The 14,722-nt window shown below is 63.3% G+C and carries 12 protein-coding genes; 3 read left to right on the forward strand and 9 right to left on the reverse strand.

Features of this window, described 5'->3' with window-relative positions; all coding sequences use genetic code 11:
* Window positions 1-35: 35 nt before the first annotated feature.
* From AC3WQS_RS07305 to AC3WQS_RS07330, 6 genes are all read right to left on the reverse strand, one after another.
* Window positions 36-1,832, reverse strand: a complete 1,797-nt coding sequence (locus AC3WQS_RS07305; protein WP_019747743.1) for an acetyl/propionyl/methylcrotonyl-CoA carboxylase subunit alpha — start codon at window positions 1,830-1,832, stop codon at window positions 36-38.
* A 138-nt stretch (window positions 1,833-1,970) separates the two neighbouring features.
* Window positions 1,971-3,371, reverse strand: coding sequence for a condensation domain-containing protein (locus tag AC3WQS_RS07310; RefSeq protein ID WP_046378325.1), 1,401 nt, complete (start codon window positions 3,369-3,371; stop codon window positions 1,971-1,973).
* A 4-nt stretch (window positions 3,372-3,375) separates the two neighbouring features.
* Entirely contained in the window at window positions 3,376-3,792 is a 417-nt protein-coding gene (locus tag AC3WQS_RS07315) for a SufE family protein (protein ID WP_019747745.1), read from the reverse strand.
* Window positions 3,789-4,694 (reverse strand): sulfurtransferase, encoded by a 906-nt coding sequence (locus AC3WQS_RS07320; protein ID WP_019747746.1) that lies wholly within the window; start codon window positions 4,692-4,694, stop codon window positions 3,789-3,791. The genes AC3WQS_RS07315 and AC3WQS_RS07320 overlap by 4 nt, the downstream gene beginning before the upstream one ends.
* 118 nt (window positions 4,695-4,812) lie before the next feature.
* The gene (locus AC3WQS_RS07325) at window positions 4,813-6,276 is read right to left on the reverse strand and encodes a condensation domain-containing protein (RefSeq protein ID WP_020907076.1); all 1,464 of its coding nucleotides are present in this window, start codon (window positions 6,274-6,276) and stop codon (window positions 4,813-4,815) included.
* The gene (locus AC3WQS_RS07330) at window positions 6,276-7,769 is read right to left on the reverse strand and encodes a condensation domain-containing protein (protein ID WP_020907077.1); all 1,494 of its coding nucleotides are present in this window, start codon (window positions 7,767-7,769) and stop codon (window positions 6,276-6,278) included. Before AC3WQS_RS07330 ends, AC3WQS_RS07325 begins: the two co-directional genes overlap by 1 nt.
* 150 nt (window positions 7,770-7,919) lie before the next feature.
* On the opposite strand from AC3WQS_RS07330, the gene AC3WQS_RS07335 reads away from it, so the two are divergent.
* Both AC3WQS_RS07335 and AC3WQS_RS07340 read left to right on the forward strand, forming a co-directional pair.
* Window positions 7,920-9,617: an MFS transporter gene (locus AC3WQS_RS07335; RefSeq protein ID WP_492712088.1), complete on the forward strand. Its 1,698-nt coding sequence runs from the start codon at window positions 7,920-7,922 to the stop codon at window positions 9,615-9,617.
* 63 nt (window positions 9,618-9,680) lie between these two features.
* Window positions 9,681-10,985, forward strand: a complete 1,305-nt coding sequence (locus AC3WQS_RS07340; RefSeq protein WP_492712087.1) for an HNH endonuclease signature motif containing protein — start codon at window positions 9,681-9,683, stop codon at window positions 10,983-10,985.
* Window positions 10,986-11,108: 123 nt separating this feature from the next.
* Here AC3WQS_RS07340 and AC3WQS_RS07345 read toward each other — a convergent pair whose 3' ends face one another.
* From AC3WQS_RS07345 to AC3WQS_RS07355, 3 genes are read right to left on the reverse strand one after another with little or no spacing between them, the layout of a single operon-like run.
* A complete protein-coding gene (locus AC3WQS_RS07345; RefSeq protein WP_492712086.1) occupies window positions 11,109-11,750 on the reverse strand; it encodes a Maf family protein in 642 nt (213 codons plus the stop codon).
* 15 nt (window positions 11,751-11,765) lie between these two features.
* Window positions 11,766-12,107 carry an acyl-CoA carboxylase subunit epsilon gene (locus AC3WQS_RS07350; protein WP_019747751.1) on the reverse strand — a complete coding sequence of 114 codons (342 nt, stop codon included), beginning with the start codon at window positions 12,105-12,107 and terminating at the stop codon, window positions 11,766-11,768.
* Entirely contained in the window at window positions 12,104-13,744 is a 1,641-nt protein-coding gene (locus tag AC3WQS_RS07355; RefSeq protein ID WP_003940853.1) for an acyl-CoA carboxylase subunit beta, read from the reverse strand. The genes AC3WQS_RS07350 and AC3WQS_RS07355 overlap by 4 nt, the downstream gene beginning before the upstream one ends.
* A 115-nt stretch (window positions 13,745-13,859) precedes the next feature.
* On the opposite strand from AC3WQS_RS07355, the gene AC3WQS_RS07360 reads away from it, so the two are divergent.
* Window positions 13,860-14,714 carry a biotin--[acetyl-CoA-carboxylase] ligase gene (locus tag AC3WQS_RS07360; protein WP_020907080.1) on the forward strand — a complete coding sequence of 285 codons (855 nt, stop codon included), beginning with the start codon at window positions 13,860-13,862 and terminating at the stop codon, window positions 14,712-14,714.
* The last annotated feature ends 8 nt before the right edge of the window (window positions 14,715-14,722 follow it).

Raw genomic sequence — 14,722 nt, forward strand, 5'->3', positions numbered from 1 at the left:
GGGGACTACCGGAAAGGCGCACGGGGCCGGAGGCCTTACTTCAGTTCTGCGAGAACCGTTCCCTGCGTGATTGCTGCACCCGGCTCGACGGACAGTCCGGTGACGACACCGGCCTTGTGCGCGTTGACGGGGTTTTCCATCTTCATGGCTTCGAGGACCGCGATCAGGTCGCCTTCTGCGACTTCCTGGCCTTCGGTCACTGCGACCTTGACGACGGTGCCCTGCATCGGAGCGGTGACGGCGTCACCGGATGCTGCGCCGCCGCCGGCGCCGCCGCGCTTGCGTGCCTTCGGCTTCTTGCGGATGGCACCGGATGCTGCGCCGCCGCCGTTGCCGAGCGAGAACTGGCCCGGGAGGGAAACCTCGACGCGACGTCCACCGACCTCGACGACGACGTTCTGACGCGGCAGAGCCTCGTCCTCGTCGTCGACCGGTGCACCGGAACCGGCGTAGGGCTCGATGGTGTTTTCCCAGTCGGTTTCGATCCACTTGGTGTAGATGTCGAACTTCTCGCCGTCACCGACGAATGCCGGGTTCTCGACGATGTGGCGGTGGAACGGGAGGACGGTCGCGAGGCCGTCGATTTCGAACTCGGCCAGAGCGCGCGATGCCCGCTGGAGGGCTTCTTCGCGGGTGGCGCCGGTGACGATGAGCTTGGCGAGCATGGAGTCGAACTGTCCGCCGATGACGTCGCCGGCAACAACACCGGAATCGACGCGGACGCCGGGGCCCGTGGGCTCACGGTAGACGGAGACCGGGCCGGGGGCGGGCATGAAGCCGCGGCCGGCGTCTTCACCGTTGATGCGGAACTCGAAGGAGTGTCCACGCGGGGTGGGATCTTCCTTGATGGAGAGTTCTTCGCCGTTGGCGATGAGGAACTGCTGACGCACCAGGTCGATGCCCGCGGTCTCTTCCGTGACGGGGTGCTCGACCTGCAGGCGGGTGTTGACCTCGAGGAAGGAGATGGTGTCGCCCTGAACCAGGTACTCGACCGTTCCGGCGCCGTAGTAGCCGGCTTCCTTGCAGATGGCCTTGGCGGACGCGTGGATGCGTGCGCGCTGGTCGTCCGTCAGGAACGGAGCCGGAGCCTCTTCGACGAGCTTCTGGAAGCGACGCTGCAGTGAGCAGTCGCGGGTACCGGCGACGACGACGTTGCCGTGCTGGTCGGCGATGACCTGAGCCTCGACGTGGCGGGCCTTGTCCAGGTACTGCTCGACGAAGCACTCGCCGCGACCGAAGGCTGCGATGGCCTCACGGGTGGCAGACTCGAACAGCTCGGGAATTTCCTCGATGGTCTGGGCGACCTTCATGCCGCGTCCACCGCCGCCGAAGGCAGCCTTGATCGCAACCGGTACGCCGTATTCCTTGGCGAATGCGACGACCTCGTCTGCGCCCTTGACGGGGTCCTTGGTGCCGGCAGCCATCGGAGCCTTCGCGCGTTCTGCGATGTGGCGTGCCGTGACCTTGTCGCCGAGGTCGCGGATGGACTGCGGTGACGGGCCGATCCAGATGAGGTTCGCGTCGATGACGGCCTGGGCGAAGTCGGCGTTCTCGGAGAGGAAGCCGTAGCCGGGGTGGATGGCGTCGGCGCCGGACTTCTTGGCGGCATCGAGGATCTTGTCGAACACGAGGTAGGACTCGGCGGACGTCTGTCCGCCGAGGGCAAATGCCTCGTCTGCGAGCTTCACGAACTGCGCTTCTGCGTCGGGCTCGGCGTAAACGGCAACGCTGCCGTAGCCGGCATCCTTGGCCGCCCGGATGACCCGTACCGCGATTTCACCGCGGTTCGCGACAAGCACCTTCGTAATGTGCGCGCTGGCATGACTGGGCACTGAGCCTCCTGTGGTTCGCATAGTCTGTCTCCGCGGTGTATTCCTCTGGGATTTCACCATCGGGGGATTGGCATCACTTCGGAGTGTATGCATCGCTTCGGCGCTGGCTGTAACCGGATCGCTAAAGCCCACTCCGGCTTAGGAAACGGTTTCGAAAACTACCGATGAGTAGCTGCCGGAGGTGCCGGTGTCCGGTTCGGCGACGATTTCTTCGACGGTCCGGCGCAGTGTGGCCACGTAGGCGTGAACCGCGGCGTTCGCCGTCTCGTTGCCTGGATACCTGACTGCGAGATTGAGGCCTTGGGGTGTGCGGTTGATCCAGATGTAGACGTCGTGCGTGTATGCCTTGCTTCGAAGTGCTCTGGCGTTCCATTCGGGCCACTGTGCGGCCTCGGGTACAAAGCGAACGTCCATGTAGGACACCACGAATCGCGGTCGAATCGGGGTTTCGAGGTGCTCACCGATCCGATCGAACGGGACCGCGGCGGCAGGCTTGACCGAAGCGATCGATTCGGCGGCGCGTGTCGCGAGGTCGCCGAACGAACAGTCCGATCCAACGGCGAACTCGACCGGGCACAGTCCGACGAACCAGCCGAGCGCACCCGCCCACTCCTGAGCGCTGCGGGTGTGAACCGGCGTCACGACCTCGAATTGATCGGATCCCGCGACTTCGCGACCTACGGCCGCAAGTCCGCCGAGTAGTCCGGCGAAATACCCCACGCCGGCGGCTGCACACGTCGAACTGAAGGCCTTGGACTGCTCGGCGTCGAGCAGCCAGGTCGACAGGCCGTTCTGAGAATCGGTTCCGCGTTCACCGATCGGTAGCGGGAACTGGGGTAACCCGTCCGTTCCGAGAGCCTTACGCCAGATCTCCACCGCAGCCTTCTCGGCTTCCATGTCGGCCATCTGCTCGCGTTCGACGGCACCGAAATCGACGTAGCTGCCCACCGGGAACAGATTTGCAGCGCTGCCGGTCGAGGCCTCGCGGTACAGCGCTGCAATCTCGTGAGCGACCAGCACGATCGAGAAACCGTCGATGATCGAGTGGTCCGCCGCGAAGAACACGGTGAACGGACCGTCGCCACCGCGGGGCGTCAACGTCGCGAAGACGTACGACGGCCAACTGTGCGGGGACGCGTAATCGTCGAACAGGCGGTGAAGGTGGTCGAAGTTGTCCTGGCTGGACGCGTCGTAGCCGTGGCTGACGACCCCGATGTCGATTCCGCCGATCGGGACGGTGTGCCGGGTGATCTCGCCACTCGAGGGCTCGAGGACGGTATGCGAGCGCAGAACTTCATGACGGTCGATCCAGCGGCCGAGGGCGACTCGGAACGCATCGACGTCGAGCGGGCCGGAAATCTCGAAAGCTGTTCCCAGCCAAGACTTGTCGCCCGCGCCTGCAGCGGAACGGTTGAGATGTGCCTCGTGAATGTAGGAGACGGGCCGCGGATCCGGAACCCAAGGCCCGGTTGCGCACGGCAACCATTCGACGAGTGCGCCGGCCGGAATCGCATAGTCGGCCAGTTCGGTGAACTCCATGTTTTCAGCCCCGCAAGTGCCGCTTGATGCGCGCGAGCATGGCCGACATTCCGCGCAGACGGAGCGGGCTCACAGCTTCTGCGAGACCGAGCGCCGAATAGAAGTCGTCGGGTACACCGAGGATCTCGTCCGCGCTGTGACCGTCGAGCCCCTGCGCGAGGATCGATGCGAAACCACGCGTCGTGGGAGCCTCGGGGGGCGCGCTGAAGTACAGACGGACGTTGTCGCGATCCGAATCGTCGACCGAGAGGAACAGCGGCGACTGACATTCGGGGACCGGCTCCATCGCGCTCTGCTCGAGCTCCGCCGGCAACGGCGGTAGCTCTCGGCTGAACTCGAGAAGAAGGGTGAGCTTGTCCGAGGCGCCGACGGCTGCGAAGTCGTCGACGATCTCGGCCAGAGCCGAAGGAAGAGTGCTCATGACGCCGATACGGAGGAAGGAACTGCGCCGGGCTCTTCGCCCTGGACGATCGGGACGCGCACTGCATTGCCCCACTCTGTCCAGGAACCGTCGTAGTTACGAACGTTCGGGTAGCCGAGAAGATGGGTCAACACGAACCAGGTGTGGCTGGAACGCTCACCGATGCGGCAGTACGCGACGATGTTGTCGTCGGCCGACAGACCGCCGTAGATCTCGCCGAGTTCGGTGCGGGTGCGGAAGCGGCTGTCCGGTGCCGCTGCCTTCGCCCACGGGATGCTGAGAGCGCTGGGAATGTGTCCACCGCGCAACGCACCCTCTTCGGGGTAGTCGGGCATGTGGGTGCGCTCGCCGGTGTACTCCTGCGGAGATCGCACGTCGATGAGCGGCCCGTCGCCCAAGTGTGCAAGTACGTCGTCCTTGAATGCGCGGATGGGAGCGTCGTTGCGCTTGACGACCGGGTAATCCGTTGACGTGATGTCGGGAACGTCGAATGCGGTGTCACGGTTCTCGGCGATCCACGCATCGCGGCCACCGTCGAGAAGACGGACGTCCTCGTGGCCGAACAGAGTGAAGACCCAGAGTGCGTAGGCGGCCCACCAGTTGCTCTTGTCGCCGTAGATGACGACGGTGTCGTCGCGGCTGATGCCCTTGCGGTTCATCAACTCTGCGAACTTCGCACCGTCGATGTAATCGCGGGTGACCGGATCGTTGAGGTCGAGATGCCAGTCGATCTTCACTGCGCCGGGAATGTGGCCGACGTCGTACAACAACACGTCTTCATCGGATTCGACGACCTTGAGGCCCGGCGTACCGAGATTCGCCGAGAGCCATTCCGTCGAGACCAACCGGTCGGGATGCGCGAACTCGGCAAACGCGGTTGAGGGATCGGGGGCAACGGGCACGGGCGTACTCCTGAAGACGAATCGTTCGGTTCGAACACGGACTTGATCGATTCTATGCGCTGCGCGCAAGGGGAGACGCCCGGAAGCGGGTTCTGCCTGCTCGTACCCGTTGCCGACCCTAAATCCTCGGTGTTCCTGCCCCGACGCTCGAATCTCTCAATTGTTCGGTGACACTTCCGATCGGCGTCACGCCCCGGGCGCAGACTTCCCTCAGAATCCGGTCGAGATCGGTGAGGAAATTCACCATGGTTTCGTTTGCCGTGTCGGTGTCCGGGAAGCGCGAACGCAGCGAGAGACCACGGTTCGTTCGCGAAATCCAGAACTGGGCATCGTCGGCGACCGTCACATTGCTGATGTGATGAGCGTTGAGGAGATCATGATCGTCGGTGCCGGGTAGTTTGCGGTAATCGATGTACGACACCATGAAGACGTCGGTGCGCGTGCGTCGAATCTTGTCGCCCAAAGCATCTCGAACCTGGGCCATGGTGACGCCCTCGAGCGTCAACGCAACTCGGAACGACGCGTGCGTATGTGCAAGGGATGCACCGAAATCCGCATCGGGAGTGATCTGGACCGTGATCGGCGCGCTCGTGGTGAGCCAGCCGATGGCGTCGGCCCAGCGTGGATCTTTGCGGATGTGCAGCGGGAATTGCAGTGGAAGCGTCGCCTGTCCGGTGAACGAGTGGACGGAAAGTCCCATCGCAGTGAGGATTCCGGTGAACACGCTACCGCCGGCGGATAGGCAGATCTCGTCGAACGTCGCGGTCAGTTCCTCGTCGAGCAGCACGCGCACATCGGCGCCCTGAGGCGCGGGCTTTCCTGCCTCGACGCCGAGATCCAAGGGGAAACTCGGCGATGTGCCACCACAAATCTCGTAGAACCTTGCCCACTCTCGGATTCGAGGGTCGTTGTCGACGGGAAGCAGGGCGTCGGCCTCCAGTTCGCAGTACCGCACGAAACTTCCCGGGTCACCCAGTCGGCTCATCACTGCGTCGACGGCCTCGTGGTCGGTCAGTTCGGGTATGGCGATCAGTCCCTCGTAGATCTGTCGCAGTTCCCCGAGGGCGATGACCAGCGAGTAGCCGTCGACGAGGGTGTGATCGAAGGCGCTCAGGACCGTGTAGTGCTCTTCGCGTTCGACCGTGGCAAACGTGTAGGCGGGGAAGGTCAGTGGATCGCATACCGTCGTGAATCGCTTCTTGAGGTGCGCTCGGAGGTCTTCGGTCGAATCGAACTTCACAGGTTCCGAAGTCTCGATGTGTGTGCCGTCGGGATCGAGTCCCATTCGGGTGGTGGTGAACTCGCCCACCTCGAATCCTGTGTGCAGAGTGTCATGGCGACTGATGAACAGGCGCAGCGCGAGATCGAGTGCGGGCCGATTCAGTTCTCCGGGAAGGTCGAATGCGGCTGCCATCCACACACTCCGGCCCATGCCGTGTGTTCGCGCAGTCTCGAGATGGAAATGCTGGTTGTACGACGGTGGTACTTCCGACTCGGTGACGGCGCCGTCCGCGGGCTGGAGCGACCATTCGGTGACGATTCCGGGCTCGAGTCCGTATCGATCGATCGAGGTGACATGCATCAGGACGCTCCCTCTGGTGCCGAGAACGAGTAGTCGCCCTGAGCTGCAACAGTTTTGATGATCTTGGAGACGTGCTCGGCGAAGCGGGTGGCCGATTCGTGGGCAATGGGGGTGTCAGGGTGGGACACGGCGATCCAGGTACCGGTGTGCATCCGGTTGATCCACATCGACGCGATCTGCGTCTCTTTGCCGCCGACGATTCCCGTTGCCTTCGTCTCGGCGTAACTGTATGGATCCGGCATGCGGCGGCCGTCGATGTACGAGACGATCGGCGGTGGGGTGAGCGTCTTCGACAATCCGCCGGGTGCGGAATCCGACTCGGCCAAGCTCGACAGAACCAGGTCGATGACTTGCTGCACAGAGACATCGAGGAGTGCCTTGCCGTCGTGGTACCCCTGCTGCCCGAGCTTTGCCAACTCGGTGAAGCGTCGCTTGTCGTCGACGTCGATGCCGACCGGGATCAGGTTGATGTACCAGCCCTGTGCAAACGAGTCGGCCTCGGTTCGTGTGCTGACCGGCGAGAGGGCGATGTACTTGTCGCGTCCGGCCAGTTCGAATTCCGCAATCGCGAGGGCGGTGAATATTCCACCGATGAAGTTGGCGCCGTTGGCTTTACAGACCGCACCGAACCTTTCGCACTCATTGTCGTCGGCCAGGTCGAAGCGTGAACCGATAGCCGGTTTGGGCGCGTCTTCCGCCCCGAGCGGGAGCGGAAATCCGGGGAACGAGCCGCCGCTGCGCATGAGGTAACCGAGCCACTGGTGCACTTCGGGGGACTGCATAGTCAGTTCGGTTGTTCGCTCGCGTTCGACGCGACCGAACTGTGCGTAACTTCCCGCGGGGCCTAGTTCGGGATGTGACCCGGTCGTTTCCGCGGCGTAGAGCTGACGCAATTCCGCGTACATCAGCACCATCGAGTTCATGTCCGAATGGGCGTGGTCGACTGCGTGGAACAGGGTGAAGCTCGGATCGGCTTCGAGGTCGGCATGGTGGTGCTCGACGGCGCCGAACACGAAGGCCGGCCACTGAAGGGCACTGGTTTCCGTTGCGAACTTGGTTGCGACGAGTGCGCGGATCGCCTCGGATTCGGAGACGTCGTCGCCGACGCGGTACTCGAGTTCGATGCTCTCGACCGGCACCACGTGTCGACGGACCTCGAACGCGGTGTCCGCAGCGTCGGTGGTTGCTTCGTCGAAGGAGAACCAGCTGTGCAGCGTGTCGTGGCGACGGACGTAGCGCTGCAGGGCTCGCGTCATGGCGTCGCGGTCGAGTGTTCCTGCGAAATCGAAGGCGATACCGATCCACGGAGACTGCGGATCGCCTTTCTCTGCGGTGACGCGGGCGCGTCGCAGGTGGCGATCCTGCATCGTGGTCGGGGGTAGTTCTCGGTCGATCTCGGCTTCGGCGGCTCGTTGAGCGGAAGCATGCGTGACGCCCCATTCGATTACCCGTCCAGGAAGCGGGTGCCAATGGGTGATCAAGTTCAGATCCATCGAGTAGAACTCCTGCGTGTGTCGTCGAGAAGCCTGCTCTGAAAATGGGCAGACGACGAACTATCCCATCTGGGGGACTGAATTGTCCGAAATACTACAATCTAAACAAGAACAGGTTCTAGAAGCGTCCTGTTCGATTAGGATCATTCGGTGCTTCCGGACCCTTTAGGTGACGCTGTCGGCGCCGACCACAAGGGCGGACGGCGAGCTGGTTCTCTGACGCCCTGGCTCGGGTTGGCGACGAGTCTGGCGGCGGCGTTCATGCAGTTGCTCGACGCGACGATCGTCAACGTCGCGCTTCCGAGTATCGCCGTCGATCTTCAAGCAGGCGTATCGGCGCAGTTGCTCATGGTCAGCGTGTACATCCTGGCTTTTGCGTGTTCGTTGATCACCGCGGCCAGGTTGGGGGACCTGTTCGGTCGTAGGGTTGTTTTTCTGACCGCCCTGTTCGTATTCGTCGCGGCCTCGTTGCTGTGCGGGCTCGCTCAGAGCGCGACGATGTTGATCGTCTTCCGGGGTTTGCAAGGGTTGGCGGCCGGTTCGATGTCCGCCCAGACGTTTGCCATCATCTCGGGTCTGTTTCCGAAGGCCAGGCATCCGCGAGTGTTCGGGATCTACGGTGCGACCATCGGGCTCGCAACGGTCAGTGGGCCTCTGATCGGCGGGCTGCTGATCGAGTGGAATCTCTTCGACTGGGGCTGGCGCCTGATCTTCTTCGTCAACATTCCGATCGGCATCGCCGCCTTGATTCTCGGGTATTTCCATCTCGTTGATGCTCGCGCTGAGCATGTGCGCTCACTGGACCTCATCGGCGCCGCACTGTCATCGCTGGCGCTGTTCCTGCTGATCCTTCCCCTGGCCGAGGGAAGGGCGCGTGGATGGCCCACAGGTCTTGTTGTCATGCTCGCGATGTCGGTGCCGGTGGCATTGGCGTTTGTGCTCTACGAATCGCGTCTGGGGAAACGAGGCGGCGATCCGGTCCTTCGTCTGGAGCTTTTCCGTGACCGAGCCTTCGCGATCGGCGCGGTTCTTGCGTTCGTATTCTTCGGAACCCTGACTTCGTTGATCTTCACCATCAGTCTCACGCTTCAGTTCGGGTTCGGGTTTTCCGCATTGCGAGCGGGCGTGATGACGCTCCCGTGGGCCGTCGGCATGGGCGTGGCTGCGGTTCTCTCATCCGCGGTGTACCGGATGCTTGGAAACCGCGTCCTGATCTTGGGGATGGTCGTCTTTGCCGCCTCGCTGATCGCGTTGTCGGTCATCCTCGAGCACGAAGGAACTGATCCACGCTGGCTCGCGCTCGCCGGTCCTCTCCTCCTCGGGGGCGCAGGGCTCGGACTGTTCGTGGCGCCACTGCAAACCGCGATCCTCGCGACGGTCGAACCCGCGCACGCGGGTTCGGTGTCGGGACTGCTACCGACCGTTCAGCAGGTTGGCAGCTCGATCGGACTGGCCCTGATCGGAGTGGTGTTCTTCTCGCTCGTTGCGGGGCAAGCTCCGCAAGCAGTGCAGGGGGAGCGGCCCGAGTACGTTGCGAATCTTGAAGCTGCCGGCGTGAATCCCGGCCTGGTCGACATCGCCGAAAAGGCATTTGTCGATTGCGCGACAAGTCAATTGGCATCCGGAACACCGATGGAGGTGGCGCCGGAATGTCGCCGCGAAGGAACTGCCGGCGCCGGGCGCCAAGCCGTTCAAGTGGCAGTTGATGCCGCGTACGCATCTACTCGCGCGGCGGCCGGCGAAGCGTTTCTCGAAGCCCAACGCCGCGTGCTCGCGATCATCGCCGCAATTGCGCTCGGCATCGGATTGGCCTCGACCGCCCTGCCGCGGGTCAATTCCCCAGTCTGAAAAAAATACCCTTGACTCGAACGGGTGTTCGAGTAGCCTGTGTTCAGGGGATCGGGGGATTCAATGAGTGTCTTGTTGTCGGATGTGGTGTCTGGTTCTGCGGTGGGGTTGCGTGGACGTCTGTGGCGGTTGACTGCTTCTGAGTTGCGTGCTGCCGCTATCGAGGCGAGCGCGGAGATTCTTCGTCTCGAGGCGGTGCGGGTGGCGGTGGTGGACGAGTTGTCGATGCGGCCGGATGATCAGGTGATTGCCAGCCGCGGGGTGGGTTGCTGGTTGGCGGCAAACACGATGCTGCAAATCCGGGACGGGAAGAAGATCGCCGCCCTCGGTGCAGCGCTACGCCCGTTTCCGGCAGTGGCGGCCCGATTCGATGACGGGGACTGCTCCTTCGATCATGCCGTGTTGATCGTGGCGTTCTGCGAGTCACCACCGAAGGGCATGCCGGAGGAGGCGCTCCCTCGCTGTATCGATTTGTTGTTGGCTGCTGCCTCGGGGGTGGAGGCCACGACCACGAAGGTACGGAACGTGATCGCGACCTTGGAGCGAGTGTTCGAATCCGATGAGATTCCGCCCGCCGAAGATACCGATCGGAACGAGCTCCGGATCGCGTCGACGTTGAACGGTCGGGTGGTGGTGCGCGGAGATTTCGATGCCCTCACCGGGGAAATGTTGTTGTCGGCGTTGTCGAACCTGACGATGCCCACCCCGGCACCCGATGGAACCCCCGATGCTCGGTCTGCGGCGAAGCGGACGGCGGACGGGTTCACGGAACTGATTCGGCGGTATCTGGATTGCGCGAAGACCGGTGTCGATGGTGGTCAGCGTCCGCACGTGAACGTGCACATCAACGCCCGTGATCTTGCGGAGCACCGGGACTGCGCCGCCGCACCCTCGCCCGATGGTGGTGGAGTGGCTGTGTCGGATCTCGATGTCGGTCACATGCCCTGGCTGGGGCCACTGTCGGTATCGCAGACCAGGCTTCTCGGGTGCGATTGTTTCCTCTCGACTGTTCTGCTCGACGATCACGGGGCGCCACTCGATGCGAAACCCGGGAAACGGTTGGTCTCTGCGGAGCAGCGCGTGGCGTTGATCGCCCGGGACAAGGGGTGCGCGTTCCCGGGCTGCGCGTGCGTGCCCGCGTGGACGGATGCGCACCATATCCGGCACTGGGCGAACGGCGGGCCGACGGTGATGAGCAACCTTGTCCTGCTGTGCCGTTCGCATCATCGATTGATGCACCGCAAGTCCGGGTTCGTCGGGAAATGGGTGATCCGCATCGGGGTCGACAACAAACCCTGGTTCATCCCACCGCCCTCGATCGACCCCGGCCAGCACCCGCGGCCGGCGAACACCACATTCAAAACCTGAGGGGGCAAACCTCTTCGGCGACAACAAAACGACCAGCTTCGCACCGGCATTAACCCGATGCGAGGCTGGTCAGTGGTGCTTGGAGAAAACGTGCGTGGAGAAAACGTGCTTGGAGAAATCGTGTCAGAAGATGCTCTGCGTGCGCCAGAGATCCGAGACGGAAACCCCGACACGCTCGAGAAGTGTTCGTACCAAAGGTAATCCGATACCGATGACACTCGAGGGATCACCCTCGATCCTCTCCACGAACCAGCCGCCGAGACTGTCGAGCGTGAATGCTCCGGCGACTTGGAGCGGTTCGCCCGTTGCCAGGTATGCCTCGAGATCTTCGGTGGACGGTTGCGCGAAATGAACCACTGTTGCGCTGTGATCCGAGGCCATGCGAACGATGCGGCCGTCGGCGACGCGTAGGACACAGTGCCCGGTCAAGAGAGTGGCGCTGCGTCCGGCCATTGCGGCCCATCGCTTTCGGGCGATGTCTACGCTGCCTGGCTTGCCTTGAAGTTGCCCGTCGATCAGGAGCATCGAATCGCACCCGACAACGACTACGTCGGCGAGATTGTCGGCGGCGAGGCCGGGAACGATCTCGGCGGCCTTGGCCTCCGCCAGCACCGTCACGACTTTTTCGGGAGCGGCGTCGGGGCCGAGGTTGTCGGCAATCTTGTCCTCGTCGACGCCGGAGACACGCACAAGCGGCGAAACCCCGGCCGCCCGCAGAACTGCGAGGCGAGCCGGGGACGCTGAAGCTAGAACCAGTTGAGTCACGTCAGCAAGTGATCGTCAGCTGCGACGGATCGCGGGGTTCAGGTACGCGTACGGCGAGAACGGCGCACGCGTGCGGTGGAACTGAGTCGGATCGCCCCAGGTCTCCGCGGGAACATTCGACTCGGGAGCCTGACCGCTGCCGGCAGCCGCGGCAAGCACGCTGACCAGTGCCGCGATCTCGACGTCGGTGGGCGAACCCTTGACGATCTTGATGACCGACGCGTCGGAGGTCGACGTCTCGGTCAGCTCCGTGAGCGAAGCGTCCGTCGCGCTTCCCTCGACGACCGCACCGTTGGTCGGTGCAGTCTCCGCCAGCGCGACATCTTCGCTGAGAATGTCCTCGGTGGTTGCGGTCATAGGGGAATGTTCCCATGCTTCTTGGGCGGAAGGGAAACGGCCTTGCGCTCGAGCAGTCGCAATGCGGAAACGATTTGTCCGCGGGTGTGCGACGGAGGAATGACAGCGTCGACGTATCCGCGCTCAGCGGCGACGTACGGGTTGACGAGGGTGTCCTCGTACTCGTTCTGCAGCTTGAGGCGCAATGCATCGACGTCTTCGCCGTTCTTCGCGGCTTCGAGAAGCTGCTTGCGGTAGACGAATCCGACAGCTCCGGATGCACCCATGACGGCGATCTGAGCGGTCGGCCATGCCAGGTTCACGTCGGCGCCCATGTGCTTGGAGCCCATGACGTCGTACGCTCCGCCGTAAGCCTTGCGGGTGATGACCGTGATCTTGCCGACCGTTGCTTCGCCGTACGCGTAGAGGAGCTTCGCGCCGCGACGGATGATGCCGTTGTATTCCTGCTCGGTTCCGGGAAGGAAACCGGGAACGTCGACGAGGGTGATGATCGGGACGTTGAACGCGTCGCAGGTACGCACGAAGCGTGCGGCCTTCTCCGAGGCGTCGATGTCGAGGCAGCCCGCGAACTGGGTGGGCTGGTTGGCGACGATGCCGACCGAGCGGCCGTCGACGCGACCGAAACCGACGATGATGTTCATCGCGCGCTCGGCCTGGACCTCGAGGAACTCGTCGTCGTCGAGGATGCGACGGATGACCTCGTGCATGTCGTACGGCTGGTTGGCCGAATCCGGGATGAGGGTGTCGAGTTCGATGTCCTCAGCGGTCAGGCTGTCTTCGATCGAACCGACGATCGGGTCGGTGATCTCGCCGCGGGGAGCTGCTGCCTGGTTGTTGGACGGCAGGTAGCTGAGCAGGTCCTTGACGTAGTCGAGGGCATCCTGCTCGCCGGAAGCGACGTAGTGGGCGACTCCGGACTTGACCATGTGGGTGCGAGCACCACCGAGGTCTTCCATCGTGACGTCTTCGCCGGTGACTGTCTTGATGACGTCGGGGCCGGTGACGAACATCTGGGAAGTCTCGTCGACCATCACGACGAAGTCGGTCAGTGCGGGGGAGTAGACGTGGCCGCCGGCGGCGGGTCCCATGATCAGTGAGATCTGGGGGATGACACCCGAGGCCTGGACGTTGCGGTGGAAGATCTCGCCGTAAAGGCCGAGCGAGACGACGCCTTCCTGAATGCGCGCGCCTGCACCTTCGTTGATGCCGACGAGGGGGCGACCGGTGCGGATCGCGAGGTCCATGACCTTGACGATCTTCTCACCGTAGATTTCGCCGAGCGATCCGCCGAAAACGGTGGCGTCCTGTGAGAAGACACAGACGTCGCGGCCGTCGATGGTGCCGTAACCGGTGACGACGCCGTCGCCGACCGGGCGGTTGTCAGCGAGACCGAAGTTCACACTTCGGTGCCGTGCCAGTGCGTCGAGTTCGACGAAGGAGCCCTCGTCGAGGAGGGCGGTGATGCGCTCGCGGGCGGTCAGCTTGCCTTTGGCGTGCACCTTGTCGATGGCGGCTTCGCCGCTCGGTGCCTGCGCCTGGGCTTGGCGATTCCGCAGGTCCGCGAGCTTTCCCGCGGTCGTGTGGATATCGGGTGCGGCCGCCGCCTCCGGCGCGTTCGGCTCTTGGACAGTGGTCATGGACGTGAGCTTAACGAGAGTGCGTGGGGGGCTTCGAAGGCAGGTCCGATTGTCGCTGTCTTGCAGGCTCAAGCTACTGACCAGTACATTCTCGCTGTCGTCATAGGCTGGGGCTATGTGGACCGACTTGAACCGCCCGCCCCTCGACGGCAATGCCCTACGACGCGCACTCGTGCGCAGTGACAACGACGACGCGCGCGTTTTCTGGAACCGCCTCGACGTTGTCGAGGAGACCGGTTCGACGAACGCGGATCTCCTTGCGCGAGCGGCAGATCCGGATGCCGACCGTCACGTTCTGATCGCCGAGTATCAGGCGAGTGCCCGCGGCCGTCATTCGCGCACTTGGGTGAGTCCGCCGCAAGCGCAGATCTCGATGTCGGTTCTGCTGTCGATGCCCGGAATGAATCTCACGGACATGGGTTGGCTCCCGCTACTGTCGGGAATCGCGGTCGTCGACGCGCTGCGGAACGTGGCCGAAGTGCCCGCAGAACTCAAGTGGCCGAACGACGTTCTCATCGGTGACAAGAAGGTCGCCGGAATTCTGGCCGAGGTGGCAAGGACAGCGCCCGATCCCGCGGTGGTGGTGGGCATCGGGTTGAACGTGAGCCTGGGTGTCGAGGAGCTGCCCGTCCCGACCGCTACATCACTCCTCATCGAAGAAGCATCGACTGTCGACCGCGACACCCTCGTTCGAGCAATTGCCCGTGAGTTGGCGACGCAATTCCGTGCTTGGGAATCATCGAAATGGGATACATCTGTGTTGGCTGCCGAATACCGGCAGCGTTGCGGGACGCTGGGCAAACGAGTCCGCGCGGTCTTGCCGGGCGACAAGGAGGTGTTCGGTATCGCGACCGACATCGACACTTCCGGCCGCGTTGTCATCGAAATCGAGGGAACAGATGGGGAGACCTTTGCGGTCGCTGCGGGTGATATCACGCACCTTCGGGCCGCCCCGGTAGCCGAATCGTGAGCCTTGCC

Source organism: Rhodococcus sp. FW305-130, from assembly GCF_058788335.1.

What these genes read in the sequence shown, in the direction of transcription:
- AC3WQS_RS07340 (WP_492712087.1), top strand. Translation starts at nt 9,681, where the DNA reads ATGAGTGTCTTGTTGTCGGATGTGGTGTCTGGTTCTGCGGTGGGGTTG.
- AC3WQS_RS07350 (WP_019747751.1), bottom strand. Translation starts at nt 12,107, where the DNA reads ATGACCGCAACCACCGAGGACATTCTCAGCGAAGATGTCGCGCTGGCG.
- AC3WQS_RS07310 (WP_046378325.1), bottom strand. Translation starts at nt 3,371, where the DNA reads ATGGAGTTCACCGAACTGGCCGACTATGCGATTCCGGCCGGCGCACTC.
- AC3WQS_RS07315 (WP_019747745.1), bottom strand. Translation starts at nt 3,792, where the DNA reads ATGAGCACTCTTCCTTCGGCTCTGGCCGAGATCGTCGACGACTTCGCA.
- AC3WQS_RS07360 (WP_020907080.1), top strand. Translation starts at nt 13,860, where the DNA reads ATGTGGACCGACTTGAACCGCCCGCCCCTCGACGGCAATGCCCTACGA.
- AC3WQS_RS07355 (WP_003940853.1), bottom strand. Translation starts at nt 13,744, where the DNA reads ATGACCACTGTCCAAGAGCCGAACGCGCCGGAGGCGGCGGCCGCACCC.
- AC3WQS_RS07325 (WP_020907076.1), bottom strand. Translation starts at nt 6,276, where the DNA reads ATGCATGTCACCTCGATCGATCGATACGGACTCGAGCCCGGAATCGTC.
- AC3WQS_RS07330 (WP_020907077.1), bottom strand. Translation starts at nt 7,769, where the DNA reads ATGGATCTGAACTTGATCACCCATTGGCACCCGCTTCCTGGACGGGTA.